The organism is Neobacillus sp. Soil_C_43, from assembly GCF_057656715.1.
This window is the reverse complement of sequence record NZ_JBDGJV010000010.1, coordinates 160,023-178,807: the sequence shown is the minus strand read 5'-3', so window position 1 is coordinate 178,807 and position 18,785 is coordinate 160,023. Positions and strand designations below refer to the sequence as shown.

The window sequence follows — 18,785 nt, the reverse complement described above, 5'->3', positions numbered from 1 at the left end:
ACAGTGCCCGTAGCACCAGAAGAAGAGTGAGAATGGGAACTGTGGTAGGCCCACAGTGCCCGTAGCACCAGAAGAAGAGTGAGAATGGGAACTGTGGTAGGCCCACAGTGCCCGTAGCACCAGAAGAAGAGCGAGCATGGGAACTGTGGTAGGCCCACAGTGCCCGTAGCACCAGAAGAAGAGCGAGCATGGGAACTGTGGTAGGTTCACAGTGCCAGTAGCACCAGAAGAAGGGCAAGCATGGGAATTGTGAAAAGCTCACAAGCCCCGTAGAACTTAAAAAAGAGGGAATAAGGGGATTGTGAAAGATTTCACAATTCTTTCACCACCTCAAAAAGAGCATTCTACAGTTTAATTAAATAGTTTTGTGAAATCTAATCGCATTTAATAAAATTAAATTCCTTCTTCCCAAGAACATCCCAGTTCTTCGTCAAGACCCTTCGAAGAGTTTTCTTTGAATCCAACACTTGAAACCAATCATGAATGACATTAGTTGTGATTTTTTCATTAGGAAAAAGTAAACTAAATTCATTAACTCCCCTAATTATAGAGTTGTCGAGATCTTCTGTATAACCACAAACATCACATACCAATTTCCTACCTGAAACAGTTACGCTAAAGGAATGGCATGAACAACAATTTATTCCTTTTTGTATAGAACTTAAATTATATGCTGGAATCTTGTCCTTATTGATTCCAGTTTGGTGCATAGAAACTAATTGGTCAGCTAACCTTTTGTGGTGGTCTTTTAATGTCGAAGGATGATTGTTCAATTTTTTCATAAATTGATTAAGCTGATTTGGATAAATAATAGGTTTGTCTAGGGGAGCCTGATATAAATAAAACTCGGGGTTAATAAAAACTACAAACGCCTTAATGGTGATTCGATACCCAAGATTTTGGAGAAGCTGCCGGAGTAAGGATTCACTTCTTTCAATTTGTAGTAAAGCGTTTGTAATTTCTTTCTTGTAAATGGTATAGAACCTACCAGATTCATAATAATAATCACCTTCATAATTTTTTACTTCGAAAAGATAAATTGGCTCTTGAGTAACTATTAAAGAATCTATTTGGAATTTCGCACCACTGGTCTCCAGCAATAAATCGTTTAGTATAAAACTTTTACAGCTCAACTTTTCTGTCAATAAATCAAACGCAACTTCACCCTCATATCCCTTTTCGAGGTTGTGATATGATTGTTTGTAATTATCTTCTAGAGTCATTCTTTGGGAAAGTAATCTTAAAATTTTTAATTCCACCGATTCACACCGCTCTTTATAAGCCATAATCCACTTCCTTTCAAAATAGAAAACCACATCCTACCATTTTCAGTTTAATTAAAAAGCCACTCCAAATGTGTGACCAATTACCGACATTTCATAAACTCCGAGTATCCGACATATTTCTCAGGAAATCATGACCATTAGCCCAAATATTGTCGAGCAATAATAAAAGGGTTTCCTATAAAGATTGCTGAATAGTTAAGATATTAGCGTGTAGACCGGAGTGGTAAAAATGATTGAAGCTATCCAAAAATTTCTTGTAAAAATGCAGCAGAAAGGGCATGTCTATCCTCTAATCCGTCAAGCGGAGGTACATGTAAATCTCTGTTGCGAGCAGCAAATAGTGCAATTAGTAATAAAAAACGGTGCAGTATTTATTCTTCAAAACCCATCGAAGCAACAAATCGCCTACGAGATTAGCGGAAATGAAGCCGCAATGAAACAATTAATTGAAGGAACAACCCGTTTACGGGTGCTAGAACAAAAAGAAGAAATAAAAGTAGATGCACCGTTAAGAATTACCCTATTACTGGAGGCTCTTTTTTACCTAACAAAAGCACAGGAAGATTTTGCAAACATCATTTAAAATATATTGACTTCAAAAGGGACATCATGTAATATATTATTTAAATATTCTATTAATTTAAACAATCACATAAACATTCTTATCTAGAGTGGCGGAGGGACTGGCCCTTTGAAGCCCGGCAACCGGTTTATACACGGTGCTAAATCCAGCAGAGCATAAAAAACTCTGAAAGATAAGAAGAGAGCCCCCTCTTCTTATGAAGCGGGGGTTTTTGTTTATGTTGTTAAGGGAGGAGCTAGGAAAATGGGAGAAAATCAAAAGAAATATCGTTTTGAAACCTTGAGTGTTCATGGAGGATTGGCTCCAGATCCAGTAACAGGAGCGCGTGCCGTTCCCATCTATCAAAACAATGCCTATCAATTCAAAAATACTGAACATGCAGCAAACCTATTTAGTTTAGCAGAACCAGGGTACATATACACCCGTATTCATAATCCTACTACAACCGTATTTGAAGAGAGAGTTGTTCTGCTAGAAGGCGGTGTGGGAGCGCTGGCCGTTGCTAGCGGTATGGCAGCAATTACCCTCGCCATTCTTAATGTGGCTGAGGCAGGAGATGAGATTGTTGCTGCTTCCAATCTCTATGGTGGAACGTATAATTTATTCGCAGTGACCCTTCCAAAGTACGGAATTAACGTTAAATTTGTCGATTCGGATAATCCAGAGAACTTCAGAGCAGTGATTACACCAAAAACAAAGGCAGTCTTTGCAGAAACAATTGGTAACCCAAGCTTACGTGTATTAGACATTGAAAAAGTGGCTGATATTGCACACGAGGCAGGTGTCCCATTAATTATCGACAACACCTTTGCGACACCATACTTATGCAGACCAATTGAGTACGGGGCAGACATTGTTGTTCACTCGGCAACAAAGTGGTTATTAGGTAATGGGACATCAACGGGCGGCATAATTGTTGATGGTGGGAAGTTTGACTGGAACTCTTCTAGATTCCCTGGCTTTACGACTCCGGATGCAAGCTACCATGATCTTGTCTATGCAGAAGCATTGGGCGCTGTAGCGTATATTGTAAAAGCGCGTGTACAGTTATTGCGTGATCTCGGTCCGGCACTGAGCCCGCAAAATTCATTCCAATTTACACTAGGCCTTGAAACCCTGCATGTTCGGATGAAAGAGCATGTAGCCAATACGAAAACGATTGTGGACTACTTATTAAACCATCCAGCAGTAGAATGGGTATCCTATCCGGGTCATCCATCACATCCGGACTATGAATTAGCGAAAAAATATTTACCTAAAGGTGCTGGCTCCATGGTTGTTTTTGGAATTAAAGGTGGGAAGGAAGCAGGAGCGAAGCTCATTGATTCTCTATCCTTATGGGCACATGTGGCTAATGTTGGCGATTCAAAAAGTCTAATCATTCACCCAGCTAGTACCACCCATCAGCAATTAGATGCAGAAGGTTTGAAGGCAGCAGGTGTATCGGAGGACTTAATCCGTCTCTCTATTGGGATTGAAAATGTCGAAGACTTAATTGATGATCTTGAATCTGCGATTGAGACAGCAACGGGATTGGCATCTGTCAAAGCAAATGCCTAAAATTTTCCTCATCCAATAAGTAAGAATTAATAGATTTTTTTATTGACACCCTTTTTTATCCATGATACGATAGCTTTCGTACTAAAATAACTACTTAAACTGATTAACGTGTTAATTGAATATAGAATGCTGTAAGCTCTTATCAAGAGAGGTGGAGGGATGTGCCCGATGAAGCCCGGCAACCGTCAATGTTACATTGAAATGGTGCCAATTCACACAAAGCGTTTGCTTTGGGAGATGGGAGAAAGGTCTATTTTACTAATGCCTTTCTGCCCGTGCAGAAAGGCTTTTTATTTTTCTAAAATAGAATCTTTTCAGGGGTACAGTCAAATTCTATAGGTATGTCAGGTTATAGTAGATACTTTCTGAATTTTAGGTAAATAGGATAGAAGCGGGTGATTCAAATGATTTCAATAAAAAGCGTCCGTAAGATTTTTCCTTCCAAACAAGGCCAGCTAAAAGCGGTCGATGACGTGAATTTAGAAATTCAAGAGGGGGAAATTTTCGGAGTCATCGGATATAGTGGTGCCGGAAAAAGTACGCTAATTCGAATGCTTAATGGGTTGGAGCTACCAACCGATGGATCAGTCACAGTGGCTGGTCGTGTCATTTCAAAAATTAAGGGCAGTGAGCTTCGTAAAGCACGTCAAGAAATCAGTATGATCTTTCAACATTTCAACTTACTTTGGTCAAGAACAGTAAGTGAAAATATTGCTTTTCCACTGGAAATTGCAGGTATAAAGGGACAGGAAAGACAGAAAAGAGTCAATGAGCTCATCAAACTCGTCGGGCTTGAGGGACGTGAAAACGCCTATCCCTCTCAATTGAGTGGGGGACAAAAGCAGCGGGTAGGGATTGCGAGAGCCCTTGCTAATAATCCAAAGGTTTTACTTTGTGATGAAGCAACTTCAGCACTGGACCCTCAGACAACCGATTCCATTTTGGATTTATTAGTCGATATCAATAAGCGACTAGGTCTGACCATTGTGTTGATTACACATGAAATGCATGTTATTCGAAAAATTTGCCACCGGGTTGCTGTGATGGAAAGCGGCCGTGTAGTTGAGCTTGGTTCCGTTTTGGATGTGTTCCGTAATCCGCAGCAGCAAATCACGAAACGATTTGTTCAACAGGTGACAGAGCCTGAAGAAACAAAAGAAACAGCGGAACATTTGCTGGCACGGTATCATTCTGGTCAGGTCGTTCAATTGACTTTCATTGGCGAGTCAGCTGAGCAGCCGCTCATCACTAATTTAATTAGACACCATGAGGTTACAGTAAATATCCTGCAGGGGAAAATTTCGCAAACACAAAGTGGTTCATATGGAACTCTCTTTATTCATCTTGATGGTGACGAAAAAGAAGTGAACAAAGCCATAGACTTTATTCGTTCCCAGCAGGTTGGTTTGGAGGTGGTAACAAATGAATAATAGTGGAAAATATTTTGAAAATGTCGATTGGCTCATGATGTGGGACGCAACGAAAGACACCGTTTATATGACAGCTATTTCGGTTCTCGTTACCTTTATCTTGGGGACAATCTTAGGTTTACTTCTTTTCCTAACAACGAAAGGGAATCTGTGGGAGAATAAACCGATTAATACGATTATTAGTGGAATCGTTAATATTTTTCGTTCCATTCCGTTCATCATTTTAATTGTATTATTAATCCCGTTCACCACCTTCTTATTAGGAACGATGATCGGAGAAGATGCGGCCTTGCCGGCACTGATTATTGGGGCAGCCCCTTTTTATGCAAGGATGGTGGAGATTGGTCTTCGAGAGATTAATAAAGGAGTCATTGAAGCTGCTAAATCAATGGGAGCAACAACAAGCACGATCATTTGGAAGGTACTACTACCAGAATCCATGCCAGCTCTCATTTCCGGTATTACCGTTACAGCTATTGCTCTTGTGGGTTACACAGCAATGGCAGGAGCGATTGGTGCAGGTGGGTTAGGAAACCTTGCCTACAACTATGGTTTCCAACGAAATCAAAATGACGTCACATTTGTCGCTACCGTCATTATTTTAATTATTGTGTTTATCATTCAGTTAATTGGTGATCTCATCACTTCAAAATTAGATAAAAGATAAAAATAAAAGGAGAGTTCAACATGAAAAAATGGTTATCCGTTTTACTAGCTTTAACATTAGCCCTAGCTCTTGCAGCTTGCGGTAAATCAGAAGAAAAATCTGAGGGTACTTCAGAAAAGGGTGGCACTACTAAATTAGTAGTTGGAGCTTCAACTGTGCCGCACGCTGAAATTTTAGAACAAGCAAAACCGCTATTAAAAGAAAAAGGAATCGACCTAGAAATCACAACTTTCACTGACTATGTTTTACCAAACAAAGCATTGGCTTCAAAAGAATTAGATGCAAACTACTTCCAGCACATCCCTTACTTAGAATCTCAAAATAAAGAATTTAACTACGGATTTGTTAACGCTGGCGGCATTCACATCGAGCCAATCGGTGTCTATTCTAAAAAATATAAAAAGTTAAGTGACCTTCCAAAGGGTGCTCACTTAATCATGAGTAACTCTGTAGCTGACCATGGCCGTCTACTTTCTTTACTAGAAGCACAAGGCTTAATTAAGTTAAAAGAAGGCATTGATAAAACAAAAGCAGAATTAAAAGACGTAGTAGAAAATCCAAAGAACCTAAAATTTGATGCGAACTATGAAGCGAAGCTTTTACCACAGATTTTCAATAATGGTGAAGGTGATGCAGTATTGATCAACTCTAACTACGCAATTGATGCAGGATTAAACCCAGTGAAGGATTCTATTGCAATTGAAGACAAAGAATCACCATATGTAAACGTCATTGCCGTTCGTAAAGGTGATGAAAATAAAGAGGCAATCAAAGCTCTAGTAGAAGTACTTCATTCAAAAGAAATCCAAGACTTCATCCTTGAAAAATACAAAGGTGCAGTTGTACCTGTTTCTGAATAAAAAACGATTCTCTTATAAATATGAAGAAAATAGTAAAAGTCAGTGAGCTATTCACTGGCTTTTGCTATTTCTGAAGTCATACATGAAACGTTAGGATTGGGTAAAAATAGAAGAGATATTACACCCAAATTCACTTGGCAAAAGTTAAAAAAATAAGGTATGATTTTAACCGAGTGTATTTTTACATAATTGGATATAAGAATTTTTTATCAGAAAATTCTTTAAAAATCACTTCCTATTCTCAATTAGCAATTACTTAATGAAAATAGAGGTACTGTTTTTACTGTTTAGGAGTTGCTAATACATTTCATTTGTTATAAGATTGTAATGAGAATAAAATGAGAATAGAGTTATAGACCTAACACGGTCTGCAAGATACAACACTTTCTTTTCGGAGGTATAGATATGGCTGGATCAACTTTAACGATCAAAGATTTACATGTAGGAATTGATGGGAAAGAAATTTTAAAAGGTGTTAACCTTGAAGTAAAAGGTGGAGAAATCCACGCAATTATGGGTCCTAACGGAACTGGTAAATCCACTTTATCATCTGCAATCATGGGTCACCCTAAATATGAAGTAACTAGTGGTAACATTACTTTAGATGGACAAAATGTTCTTGAAATGGAAGTAGATGAGCGCGCTCGTGCAGGTCTATTCCTAGCAATGCAATATCCAAGTGAAATCAACGGCGTAACCAATGCCGATTTTTTACGTTCAGCATTAAATAGCCGCCTAGGTGAAGGTAATGAAATTTCTTTAATGAAATTCATCCGTAAGATGGATAAGCAAATGGAATTCCTTGAAATGGACCTTGATATGGCGCAACGCTACTTAAATGAAGGTTTCTCTGGTGGAGAGAAAAAGCGTAATGAAATCTTACAATTAATGATGTTAGAACCAAAAATTGCGATCCTGGATGAAATTGACTCCGGTCTAGATATTGACGCATTAAAAGTTGTGTCAAAAGGAATCAATGAAATGCGCGGCGAAGAATTCGGATGCCTAGTTATTACTCACTATCAACGTCTTTTAGACTATATCACTCCTGACTATGTGCACGTTATGATGCAGGGCCGTATTGTGAAATCAGGCGGGCCAGAGTTAGCACAACGCTTAGAAGCAGAAGGATATGACTGGATCAAGCAAGAGCTTGGAATTGAAGATGAAACAGTTGGGCAAGAAGCGTAAGAGAGTGTTAGGAGGATTACAATGACAACAGAAACAAAATTACCATTTGATAAGGGTTTTGTAAGCTCCTTTTCGAAAGAAATGAACGAGCCTGCTTGGTTTGAAGAGTTCCGACTCAAAGCATTAGAGAGTTTTGAACAACTGCCAATGCCAAAACCTGATAAAACAAAAATAGATAAATGGAATTTCACTCAATTCAATCAACATACTGTTAAAAGTGCTGCTTATTCTTCTATTGATGAATTACCGGAGGAAGTAAAAGCTTTAGTTGATTTGGAAGCAGCTGATAAGAATCTATATATTCAACGTAATCAAACCCCTGCTTTTTTATCTTTATCAGAAGAACTAAAAAGTAAGGGTGTTATCTTTACAGACATTTTCACAGCAGCTAGAGAGCATGGCGAGCTTTTGAAAAAGTACTATATGACACAAGCAATTAATGCTGACGAACACCGTCTTACTGCCCTTCATACGGCACTTGTGAACGGTGGAGTCTTCTTATATGTTCCAAAGAACGTAGTCATCTCTCAACCTATTCAAGCGGTTTACGTTCACGACCATGCAGAGGCTAATCTTTTTAACCATGTTATCGTGGTAGCAGAAGATAATAGCTCTGTCACATATGTTGAAAACTACATTTCAACGATTGAAGCTTCTAATTCTGTGGTAAACATTCTTTCAGAGGTTATTGCTAATGCCAATGCGAAGGTTGTATATGGTGCAGTAGATTACCTTGCAAATGGAACAACTACCTATGTAAACCGTCGTGGTGTAGCTGGAAGAGATGCACGTATTGAGTGGGCGTTAGGGTTAATGAACGAAGGAAACACTATTTCTGAGAACACAACCAACCTTATTGGTGATGGTTCCTATGGTGATACAAAAACAGTTGTCGTTGGACGTGGAGAGCAAACTCAAAACTTTACGACAAAGGTTGTTCACTTTGGAAAAAATAGCGAAGGGTACATCTTAAAGCATGGTGTTATGAAGGATAGTGCGACTTCCATCTTTAATGGGATTGGAAAAATTGAGCATGGCGCTTCTAAATCAAATGCCGAGCAAGAATCACGTGTATTAATGCTTAGCGAAAAAGCGCGTGGAGATGCCAACCCAATTCTTTTAATTGATGAAGATGATGTAACAGCAGGTCACGCTGCATCTGTCGGCCGAGTAGATAAAGTACAACTTTACTACTTAATGAGCCGCGGAATTCCAAAGCAAGAAGCAGAGCGCCTTATCATTCATGGCTTCCTTGCACCAGTTGTTAACCAGCTTCCGATAGAAGGAGTAAAGAAACAACTGACTGAAGTGATCGAAAGGAAAGTACGCTAATGAATATCCAGGATATTCGCAAACAGTTTCCGATCCTAGACCAAGAAGTGAACGGCAATCCGTTGGTGTATTTAGATAGTTCTGCTACATCACAGAAGCCGCTTCAAGTTATCGAGGCAGTTGATAAATATTACCGTGAAATCAATTCCAATGTCCATCGTGGTGTGCATACTTTAGGAACAAGAGCTACTGATGCGTACGAAGGGGCAAGAGAAAAGGTTCGCAAATTTATCAATGCTAAATCGATTCAGGAAGTTATTTTTACAAGAGGAACAACGACTTCTATTAATACTGTGGCAGCAAGCTATGCAGCCGCTAATCTTAAAGAAGGCGATGAAATTGTTATAACTTATATGGAGCACCACAGCAATATTATCCCATGGCAGCAAGTGGCCAGACGGACTGGTGCCCAGTTAAAATACATTCCTCTCCAAGAGGATGGAACCATCTCACTTGATGATGTACGTGCAACCATTACAGCGAACACAAAGGTTGTTTCTGTGATGCAAGTATCAAATGTACTTGGCGTTATTAATCCGGTGAAAGAAATTGCACAAATCGCCCATGAAAATGGTGCAATTATGGTAGTAGATGGTGCGCAGAGTGCTCCGCATATGAAAATTGATGTTCAGGATTTGGATTGCGATTTCCTTGCATTCTCTGGACACAAAATGTGCGCTCCTACTGGTATCGGCGTTCTTTATGGAAAGAAACATTTACTAGAAAACATGGAGCCGATTGAATTTGGCGGTGAGATGATTGATTTCGTGCAATTGCAGGAATCAACGTGGAAAGAGCTTCCGTGGAAATTCGAAGGCGGAACACCTATAATTGCAGGTGCGATTGGTCTAGGAGCTGCAATCGACTTTTTAACTGAAATAGGCTTAGAGAATATTGCTGAGCACGAACATAAGCTTGCTGCTTATGCGTTAGATAAAATGTCTGCAGTTGAAGGTATGACGATTTATGGCCCGCTTGATGCGGCGAAACGCGCAGGTCTCATAACATTTAATTTAACAGACGTACATCCACACGATGTAGCAACCGTATTAGATGCAGAAGGTATTGCTGTCCGTGCGGGACATCATTGTGCACAGCCGTTGATGAGGTGGCTTAAGGCTTCAGCAACTGCTCGTGCTAGCTTCTATTTATATAATACTGAAGAGGATATTGATAAACTCGTTGAAGGGCTTGTCAAAACAAAGGAGTATTTCAGCGATGTCTTCTAATAATTTAGATTCACTTTACCGTCAAGTCATTATGGATCATTATAAAAATCCTCGAAACCGTGGTGTGTTGGAGGATGGAAACCATACGATTAACATGAATAACCCTACATGTGGAGACCGCATTCAATTGAGCCTTAAGGTGGAAAATGGAATTGTGGTTGACGCAAAGCAAGAAGGGGAAGGCTGTTCGATTTCCATGTCATCGGCTTCGATGATGACTCAAGCCATTAAAGGGAAAAAGATCGATGAGGCTTTAAAGATGTCACAAATCTTCTCTGATATGATGCAAGGGAAAGAGTATGATGAAGATCTTGATTTAGGTGATATTGAGGCCCTTCAAGGGGTTGCCAAGTTTCCAGCCCGCATTAAATGTGCCACGTTAGCGTGGAAGGCAATGGAAAAAGGATTGAAAGAAGATGAAAAAGAATAGGATGAAATAGGGCATTTTTAGGCCTTATTCGTTTAAGAAATGGAGGAATAAGACGATGGCGAAAAAAATGCCAGAAATCGGTGATTATAAATATGGTTTTGCCGATAAAGACGTTTCCATATTCCGATCTAAACGCGGTTTAACAGATGATATAGTAAAAGAAATTTCTAAGTTGAAGAACGAACCACAATGGATGTTAGACTTCCGTTTGAAGTCGCTTGAGCATTTTTACAAAATGCCAATGCCACAATGGGGCGGCGATATGGCTTCTTTAAACTTTGATGAAATCACGTATTATGTAAAACCATCGGAGAAATCTGAGAAGTCATGGGATGAAGTACCTGAAGAAATCAAGGCTACTTTTGATAAACTAGGAATTCCTGAAGCAGAGCAAAAGTACCTTGCTGGGGTATCTGCACAGTATGAATCTGAAGTTGTTTATCACAACATGAAGGTAGAACTTGAAGATTTAGGAATCGTCTTTAAAGATACCGATTCCGCTTTAAGAGAAAATGAAGATATTTTCCGCGAACACTTTGGAAAAACAATTCCACCAACAGATAACAAGTTTGCTGCACTTAACTCTGCCGTATGGTCAGGGGGCTCATTTATCTATGTACCACCAGGTGTGAAAGTGGATACTCCTTTACAGGCATACTTCCGCATTAACTCTGAAAACATGGGTCAATTTGAACGTACCTTAATCATTGTAGATGAAGGTGCACACGTGCATTACGTTGAGGGTTGTACTGCACCAGTCTATACAACTAACTCCCTGCACAGTGCAGTGGTTGAGATTGTTATTAAAAAAGATGCTTATTGCCGTTATACAACGATTCAAAACTGGGCAAATAACGTCTTTAACCTTGTTACGAAGCGTGCGGTTTGTGAAGCAAACGCAACAATGGAATGGATTGACGGAAATATCGGTTCTAAGTTAACAATGAAATACCCAGCCGTTATTTTAAAAGGTGAAGGTGCTCGTGGTTTGACTTTATCAATTGCGATTGCAGGTAAAGGTCAGCATCAGGATGCTGGAGCAAAAATGATTCATTTAGCACCAAACACATCTTCAACAATCGTTTCCAAGTCCATTTCTAAGCACGGTGGTAAAGTAACCTACCGTGGTCAGGTGCACTTCGGACGTAAGGCAGATGGTGCCCGTTCTAATATCGAATGTGATACATTAATTATGGATAACAAGTCGACATCAGATACCATTCCTTACAATGAGATATTAAACGATAACATTTCACTTGAGCACGAAGCCAAGGTTTCTAAAGTATCAGAAGAGCAGCTTTTCTACTTGATGAGCCGTGGTATTTCTGAACAAGAAGCTACTGAAATGATCGTTATGGGCTTCATTGAGCCATTTACAAAGGAATTACCAATGGAATATGCCGTTGAAATGAACCGTCTGATCAAGTTCGAAATGGAAGGCTCCATCGGTTAATATTTTTATAAAAGAAACCCGCCCGCTGGCTATAGCAGGCGGGTTTTTTCTGTGGGAAAATGAACTTACTGTCATATAAGGTGTGTTTACTGTCATATAAGGTGTGTTTACTGTCATATAAGGTGTGTTTACTGTCATATAAGGTGTGTTTACTGTCGGATAACAGGGGATTACTGTCGCATAGCATCTTATTACTGTCGTTTTCCGTTTTCTTGTTGAAAAATCTACGAGACATAAATTGGGTTATGCTATTATTAATAACTGGGGGTGAACGAATTGATTTATATCGGTGTCACAGGCTGGGGAGACCATGACAGCTTATATTCAAGTGGAACTTCCTCAAGGGACAAATTAAAGCACTATGCTGGCCACTTTCCAATTGTAGAGGTAGACTCTGCATTTTATGCAATTCAGCCCAAACGAAATGCAGAAAAGTGGGTGCAAGAAACGCCAGAAAGCTTCCAGTTTATCGTAAAGGCCTACCAAGGTATGACGGGGCATATGCGTGGAGAGATTCCCTTTGAAAGCAAACAAGCGATGTTTCTTGCATTTAAAGACTCCTTACAGCCATACATAGAAAAAAATAAACTAGCCATGGCCCTGTTTCAATTCCCACCGTGGTTCAGTTGTAAACGTGAAAATGTTGACTACTTAAGATGGTGTAAACAAGAAATGGAAGAGGTCCCTTGTGCATTAGAGTTCAGGCACCAATCCTGGTTTGCTCCCCCTTATAAACAAAAAACGCTTGATTTTATGAAACAGGAGAACTGGATCCATAGTATTTGTGACGAACCCCAGTCTGGTGAAGGTTCCATTCCCACCGTTTTAACGGCTGTAGATCATCAAAAGGTTCTGGTGAGATTCCATGGCCGCAATGTTCATGGCTGGCAAAAAAGGAATGCAGAAAATTGGCGTGAAGTACGCTATCTGTATCGATATAACGAGAAAGAATTAGAGGAATGGCGCGAGTTGATAGTAAAGCTGTCGGAAGAGACTGAACATGTCTATCTTTTGTTTAATAACAACTCTGGCGGAGATGCAGCGGATAACGCAAAGGATATGATGAATCTTTTAGACATAGAATACGAAGGACTAGCCCCAAGGCAATTGGATTTATTCTAGCAACTTAAAGCATCAAACAGAATAGAAGAAGGTGAAAGTTATGGAATGGATTATTTTAGTTATAGTTGGGCTGATTGCAAGCTCTTTAGGATCACTCATTGGCATGGGAGGAGGAATTATCGTTGTTCCTGCTTTACTATACTTAGCGAAACTGCCCGCATTCAGTCACCTCACCCCGCAAGTTGTGGTTGGCACCTCCCTTTTTACAATGATTTTTACAGGTCTTTCCTCCACACTTGCCTATATGAAAATTAAGACCGTGGATTATAAAAGTGGACTTATTTTTCTTATTGGAAGTGGTCCAGGTAGCATTCTAGGTGCCTGGATTACTGAAAAGCTCGATTTGCATTCATTTAATCTATATTTCGGATTATTTATTATTTTCGTTTCCTTTGTTTTACTAGTAAAGGATAAATTAAAGCCTCTTCCTTTTCGGAAAGATAAGGGAATTGTCCGTCAATTTACCGATAACATTGGGAGAAACTTCGAATATGGTTTTAACCCGATAATAGCCGTTCTCATTTCCTTTGTAGTTGGATTTTTATCAGGGATTTTTGGAATAGGCGGCGGATCTTTGATGGTACCAACGATGATTATTCTTTTCTTTTTCCCACCGCATGTAGCTGTGGCCACATCTATGTTCATGATTTTGCCAACAGCTATCTTAAGTTCCATTACTCATATTGCTTTAGGTAATGTGAATTGGCTGTATGCACTGGCATTAGTACCTGGTGCTTGGATGGGAGCAAAAGTAGGAGTATTTTTAAATACAAAACTAAAAAGCAAAACGATTGTCTGGATAATCAGAGTAATCCTTATTATTGTCGGTATACGATTAATCTATCAAGGAATAACAGGGTAAAGGTGAAAAATGGAAACGATACATATTTTTCATACCAATGATTTACACAGCCATCTCGAGCATTGGCCGCGCATTCAACATTTCTTGAAGCAGCAGAGAGAGCATCTCAAGAACATAGGAGAAGAAGTTTTCTTATTTGATATTGGCGATTATCTTGATCGTTGGCACCCCTATACAGAGGCAACGAGAGGCAAGGGGAATGTCACCCTTTTAAATGAGAGTCAATATACCGCTGTCACGATTGGTAATAATGAAGGGATTAATCTCCCATACGAGGATTTAAACCAGCTATATGATGAAGCTAAGTTTGACGTCATATTAGCCAATCTTTATGTAAATCAAGACTATCCTTATTGGGCAAAGCCTTATGAGATTTATCAGACAAGGAGGGGAACAAAGATTGGGGTCCTAGGATTAACCGCCCCATTTACCCATCTATACGAACTGCTTGGCTGGAGAATGACTGACCCAATTGAAGAACTGAGCAACTGGATACAGCCATTAAAAGAAGAAGCGGACATCATCATTCTACTTTCCCACCTTGGTTTACATGACGATGAACGAATTGCAGAAGAATTTCGAGATATTGATGTGATTCTAGGTGCCCACACCCATCATGTTCTGGAGAGAGGAAAGGTAATCAACCAAGTACTACTTGGGGCAGCCGGAAAGCATGGGAACTTCGTTGGTCATGTAACTCTTCATTTGGATGAGAAAAAGAAACTCTCCCAAAAAGAAGCAACCCTCTATGATTTTAACCAACTGCCGGCTGTCTTAAATGAACAAGATAAAATTGCGTCCTTTTTAAAAAAGGGGCAGGGTATGTTAAGCGAAAAAGTCACGTTCATTACCGAGCCTTTACAAAGTGATCCCTTCCGTGAAACCAATTTCGTACGATTGCTTTGTGAAGCGTTAAGGGAATGGTGCGGGACAGATTGTGCCGTCGTGAATGCAGGGCTCCTTCTGGGACCTTTATCGGGCGAAGTCACTGAGTACGATCTGCTCTCAATTTGTCCACATCCAATAAATCCGTGTGTCATTGAATTAACTGGGAAAGAATTAATGTCTATTCTAAAACAAACAAAGGATGAAGCCTTGCACCATAAACAAATAAAGGGCCTTGGCTTCAGAGGAACTGTGCTAGGGATCTTCGTCTATGACCAAATTATCACCAAAGGAAAAACAATCTTTGTTGCAGGGAAGGAATTGGAGCTTGATCAGACCTACACCCTCGCACTTCCTGACATGTTTACCTTTGGCCATTTTTTCAAAGACATCCTTCCAAAAAAAGAAAAGAAGTATTTCTTGCCTGAGTTTTTACGGGATATATTAAAATGGAAGCTTTCAGGTTCCCATTAATAATTAAAACACTATGGATACACGCTTTTTCCAAACTTATCATAAAGTGATAGTGAGGAAAGGAGTGTTGGGAAATTGATTGATCTTTCGCCAATTGAAATAAACGGCCATACCTTCCTGGCTGTTTCCGTATTACTTCCAAAGACAACTTTGCTTGCTGTGACAAGCGATAAAGGATATATTATGTGCGGTGCATTAGATGTGGGCTTATTAAACGAGAAGTTAAAGGACCGTAAAATCATTGCTGGTCGTGCAGTCGGTGTGAGGACTATTGATCAGCTACTAAATGCTCCGCTAGAATCTGTCACATTAGAAGCAGAAGAATTAGGTATTCATCAAGGGATGATCGGTAAAGATGCCTTGTTGAAGATGGTTTAAAAAGCTTGCTGAAAAAATAGCAGGCTTTTTTTTATGGGCTAGTTCATCTTTTCTTTGCATACATATAGCATGAAGGGGTGATTGTTCTTGAGAAAATTACGCCGGCGTCTACCTAAACGTGGACCGCTGCCTTTCCGATATGTCATGTTGCTGACCTTTGTTTTTTTTCTGTTTTCCACTGCTACTGGCTTATGGCTGGTTAATAAGGGGATCGAGCCCACATTAATGAGATATGCTGAATCAGAAACGCGTAATATTGCTTCGCTTGTTATTAATCGGGCCATTACCAAGCGAACAACAAATGTGGGGGATAATAATGAGGTTATTAAAATCCTGCCGAGTAGCAATGGAACAGGGGAAAATGCTCAATTGAATACAGATTTAATCAATCGTGTGTTAGCTGAAACCACTGCACAAATTCAAAAGAATTTAAAAACAGCCAAAAGGGGTGAAATTTCCTTACTAGAAACGGATGTTGAAATCGAAACGGAAAATACGGAAAAGGATGATGGGATTGTCTGGTATGTACCATTAGGGCAAGCAACAAATATTTCCCTGTTGGGGAATATTGGACCGAAAATACCAGTCAAATTTCATGCCATTGGTGAAGTGGAACCGGATGTCCATATCCAAACAAAAGAAATGGGAATCAATAATACATGGGTGGAGGTTTCTGTAGATATACAAGTGTCCGTTCAGATTATTACTCCGTTTGCAACGAAAATTACCAAATTAAAACAAAGCATACCTGTAGGTGGCACGTTGGTCCATGGAGAGGTCCCACAATTCTATAATGGAGGCGGAGGAAGCATCACACCATCCTTTCAGATACCAGAAAAGAAAACAGAAACAAAGAAGAAAACTGAAACGAAAAAGTCTGGAAATTAGGAAAGAGGCTGATATAAATTTCAGCCTCTATTTTTTTCGTATATTAATCCGTTCAATCCGTTTCCATTTGGCTAAATGTGGATAAGGGTCAAATGACCATTCGGTTATTCCATTATCTTTGTACATACCATAGTGTAAGTGCGGAGGGAATTTTCCTGAAGTTCCTGGAGGGCCGTATCCAGAGCTTCCAACACCACCAATGACCATTCCTGGCTCTACAATCTGCCCAACTTTTAAATCCTTAGCAAATCCGCTGAGATGGGCAAAGTAATGATACGTATTATTAATATCTCGAATACCAATTCTCCAGCCACCAAACTTATTCCAGCCCTTCATTTCAATAATGCCATAGTTGGTAGCTCGAACAGGAACGCCATAGCCTGCAAAAATATCCGTACCTTCGTGTATTCTTCTCCCGCCCCAACCTCGCGCATCTCCCCAAGTACTTCTATAGCTATGATTGCTACGAATAGGCACAGGGAATACTTGAGTATCTAAATTAAGCCGTCCGAAGTGGCGATAAATTTTTGCCTTACCAGCAATAATTCCCACCGTTTTATCACGATGGTAATAATTCCAAAGTCCAATCTTTATATTATCAGGGTCTACACCGTAAGAAAGAAGATAATGGGCAAATGCATATAAAACATCCTCATCGCTTTTAAGGCTTGCTTTTCCATCCCCATTTGCATCCACACCCATTCCATTGAAAAACTGGATGACAGCAGGGTTTTCTTCTTCCGAGTTCGGATTGGTCAGACCCGCCCACTCCTCAGGACGAAAGTAGATTCCGATTACACTATCTGGTTTAGGCAAGTCTTTGCGGACTTGACGGATGCTTCTTTCGTATTGATCAATGGCTGCTAAATAATACCACGGAATTTGTGTGACCGTTTCAACTTTTTTATATAATTTCATTCTTTCCTTATATGGATCGGGTTCCTCCGCATGAGCATCCCTAACTGCAAAAGAAGAGGTGAAGAATAAAAGGAAAGTTCCAATAATCAGAACAGCCCGCAACAGGAATCCTCCTTCCCAATTAATGTACAAGTTTAGTTTATGGATAATGAGTCATTTCATTATCGCTAATAATTGGTAATATAAAAAAATCTACTTGCTTGTCGTTCCTTTTCTAGTATGGTAAAGTGACAAAGAAGAACTCACTCACCATACATATTAATGGGATTCAAGGGGTGTCATAATGAGTAAAAAAGAAGAAATTCTACGAAAGCCTGACTGGCTAAAAATAAAGCTAAATACTAATGAGTCATACACAGGGTTAAAGAAAATGATGCGTGAAAAAAATCTTCATACAGTTTGTGAAGAGGCCCGCTGCCCTAATATACACGAATGCTGGGCAGTAAGACGTACAGCAACCTTTATGATTCTAGGTGATACATGTACTCGTGCGTGCCGTTTCTGTGCCGTTAAAACGGGTTTACCAACTGAATTAGATTTACAAGAGCCTGAAAGAGTGGCAGACTCCGTTCAATTAATGAACTTAAAGCATGTGGTAGTTACAGCAGTTGCACGTGATGATTTAAAAGACGGCGGGGCCGCTGTTTTTGCTGAAACGGTTCGTGCCATTCGTCGTAAAAATCCATTTACCAGTATTGAAGTACTTCCTTCTGATATGGGCGGGAAAGAAGAAAATTTACAGCTATTAATGGATGCGAAACCGGATATCCTTAATCATAATATTGAAACCGTTAGACGCTTAACACCAAGAGTGAGAGCTCGCGCTAAATATGATCGCTCTCTCGAGTTCCTCCGTCGTGCGAAAGAAATGCAGCCAAGCATTCCCACTAAATCAAGTTTAATGATTGGTATCGGAGAAACGAAAGAAGAAATCTTGGAAGTAATGGATGACTTAAGAGCGAATCATGTAGATATTATGACGATAGGTCAGTATTTACAGCCAACGAAAAGTCATCTTAAGGTTGAGAAGTATTATAGCCCTGATGAATTTAAGGAATTACAACAAATCGCAATGAGCAAGGGATTTAGCCACTGTGAAGCAGGGCCACTTGTCCGTTCATCTTATCATGCGGATGAACAAGTAAATGCAGCAGCGAAACATAAACACTTACTTGGTGAAAAAGAAGCCCAGGAAGCATAAAAAAGTGGGAAGAGAGAGGTTGACTGATGTCAACCT

General features: G+C 39.7%; 18 protein-coding genes and 2 riboswitches. Of the genes, 16 read left to right on the top strand and 2 right to left on the bottom strand.

What is annotated here, in order from left to right:
• Positions 1–374: 374 nt before the first annotated feature.
• A complete protein-coding gene (locus AC3A54_RS15035) occupies positions 375–1,286 on the bottom strand; it encodes a nuclease-related domain-containing protein (protein WP_487655048.1) in 912 nt (303 codons plus the stop codon).
• A 229-nt stretch (positions 1,287–1,515) separates the two neighbouring features.
• Between AC3A54_RS15035 and AC3A54_RS15030 the strand changes: the two genes are divergently transcribed.
• The 15 genes from AC3A54_RS15030 (at position 1,516) to yunB (ending at position 16,630) form a co-directional block, all read left to right on the top strand.
• Complete coding sequence (locus AC3A54_RS15030; RefSeq protein ID WP_487655047.1) at positions 1,516–1,869, top strand: hypothetical protein; 354 nt, start codon at positions 1,516–1,518, stop codon at positions 1,867–1,869.
• A gap of 76 nt (positions 1,870–1,945) precedes the next feature.
• A riboswitch (SAM riboswitch) is annotated at positions 1,946–2,048 on the top strand.
• A 64-nt stretch (positions 2,049–2,112) separates the two neighbouring features.
• Positions 2,113–3,429, top strand: coding sequence for an O-acetylhomoserine aminocarboxypropyltransferase/cysteine synthase family protein (locus AC3A54_RS15025; RefSeq protein WP_487655046.1), 1,317 nt, complete (start codon positions 2,113–2,115; stop codon positions 3,427–3,429).
• A 136-nt stretch (positions 3,430–3,565) separates the two neighbouring features.
• Positions 3,566–3,673, top strand: a riboswitch (SAM riboswitch).
• A 160-nt stretch (positions 3,674–3,833) separates the two neighbouring features.
• Positions 3,834–4,859, top strand: a complete 1,026-nt coding sequence (locus tag AC3A54_RS15020; protein WP_335546886.1) for a methionine ABC transporter ATP-binding protein — start codon at positions 3,834–3,836, stop codon at positions 4,857–4,859.
• A complete protein-coding gene (locus tag AC3A54_RS15015; RefSeq protein WP_487655045.1) occupies positions 4,852–5,526 on the top strand; it encodes a methionine ABC transporter permease in 675 nt (224 codons plus the stop codon). The genes AC3A54_RS15020 and AC3A54_RS15015 overlap by 8 nt, the downstream gene beginning before the upstream one ends.
• Before the next feature lie 20 nt (positions 5,527–5,546).
• The gene (locus tag AC3A54_RS15010; RefSeq protein ID WP_309859606.1) at positions 5,547–6,386 is read left to right on the top strand and encodes a MetQ/NlpA family ABC transporter substrate-binding protein; all 840 of its coding nucleotides are present in this window, start codon (positions 5,547–5,549) and stop codon (positions 6,384–6,386) included.
• A gap of 405 nt (positions 6,387–6,791) precedes the next feature.
• Positions 6,792–7,577: a Fe-S cluster assembly ATPase SufC gene (sufC, locus tag AC3A54_RS15005; protein ID WP_308082628.1), complete on the top strand. Its 786-nt coding sequence runs from the start codon at positions 6,792–6,794 to the stop codon at positions 7,575–7,577.
• A gap of 21 nt (positions 7,578–7,598) precedes the next feature.
• The gene (gene sufD, locus AC3A54_RS15000; RefSeq protein ID WP_487655044.1) at positions 7,599–8,909 is read left to right on the top strand and encodes a Fe-S cluster assembly protein SufD; all 1,311 of its coding nucleotides are present in this window, start codon (positions 7,599–7,601) and stop codon (positions 8,907–8,909) included.
• On the top strand, positions 8,909–10,138 hold the full coding sequence (locus AC3A54_RS14995) for a cysteine desulfurase (RefSeq protein WP_308082630.1): 1,230 nt from the start codon (positions 8,909–8,911) through the stop codon (positions 10,136–10,138). Before sufD ends, AC3A54_RS14995 begins: the two co-directional genes overlap by 1 nt.
• Positions 10,128–10,568, top strand: coding sequence for a Fe-S cluster assembly sulfur transfer protein SufU (sufU, locus tag AC3A54_RS14990; protein WP_487655043.1), 441 nt, complete (start codon positions 10,128–10,130; stop codon positions 10,566–10,568). The genes AC3A54_RS14995 and sufU overlap by 11 nt, the downstream gene beginning before the upstream one ends.
• A gap of 55 nt (positions 10,569–10,623) precedes the next feature.
• The gene (gene sufB / locus AC3A54_RS14985) at positions 10,624–12,021 is read left to right on the top strand and encodes a Fe-S cluster assembly protein SufB (protein ID WP_309859616.1); all 1,398 of its coding nucleotides are present in this window, start codon (positions 10,624–10,626) and stop codon (positions 12,019–12,021) included.
• A 276-nt stretch (positions 12,022–12,297) separates the two neighbouring features.
• Entirely contained in the window at positions 12,298–13,143 is an 846-nt protein-coding gene (locus AC3A54_RS14980; RefSeq protein ID WP_487655042.1) for a DUF72 domain-containing protein, read from the top strand.
• A 40-nt stretch (positions 13,144–13,183) separates the two neighbouring features.
• Entirely contained in the window at positions 13,184–14,005 is an 822-nt protein-coding gene (locus tag AC3A54_RS14975; protein WP_487655041.1) for a sulfite exporter TauE/SafE family protein, read from the top strand.
• Positions 14,006–14,014: 9 nt separating this feature from the next.
• Positions 14,015–15,364 (top strand): bifunctional metallophosphatase/5'-nucleotidase, encoded by a 1,350-nt coding sequence (locus AC3A54_RS14970; protein WP_487655040.1) that lies wholly within the window; start codon positions 14,015–14,017, stop codon positions 15,362–15,364.
• Between the two features lie 75 nt (positions 15,365–15,439).
• Positions 15,440–15,742, top strand: coding sequence for a YunC family protein (locus AC3A54_RS14965; RefSeq protein WP_308082636.1), 303 nt, complete (start codon positions 15,440–15,442; stop codon positions 15,740–15,742).
• An 87-nt stretch (positions 15,743–15,829) separates the two neighbouring features.
• The gene (yunB, locus tag AC3A54_RS14960; RefSeq protein ID WP_487655039.1) at positions 15,830–16,630 is read left to right on the top strand and encodes a sporulation protein YunB; all 801 of its coding nucleotides are present in this window, start codon (positions 15,830–15,832) and stop codon (positions 16,628–16,630) included.
• A gap of 27 nt (positions 16,631–16,657) precedes the next feature.
• Here the strand turns inward: yunB and AC3A54_RS14955 are convergent, their stop codons facing one another.
• Positions 16,658–17,650: a M23 family metallopeptidase gene (locus AC3A54_RS14955; protein WP_487655038.1), complete on the bottom strand. Its 993-nt coding sequence runs from the start codon at positions 17,648–17,650 to the stop codon at positions 16,658–16,660.
• Positions 17,651–17,831: 181 nt separating this feature from the next.
• Between AC3A54_RS14955 and lipA the strand changes: the two genes are divergently transcribed.
• Positions 17,832–18,749, top strand: coding sequence for a lipoyl synthase (gene lipA / locus AC3A54_RS14950; RefSeq protein ID WP_309859629.1), 918 nt, complete (start codon positions 17,832–17,834; stop codon positions 18,747–18,749).
• Positions 18,750–18,785 lie beyond the last annotated feature (36 nt).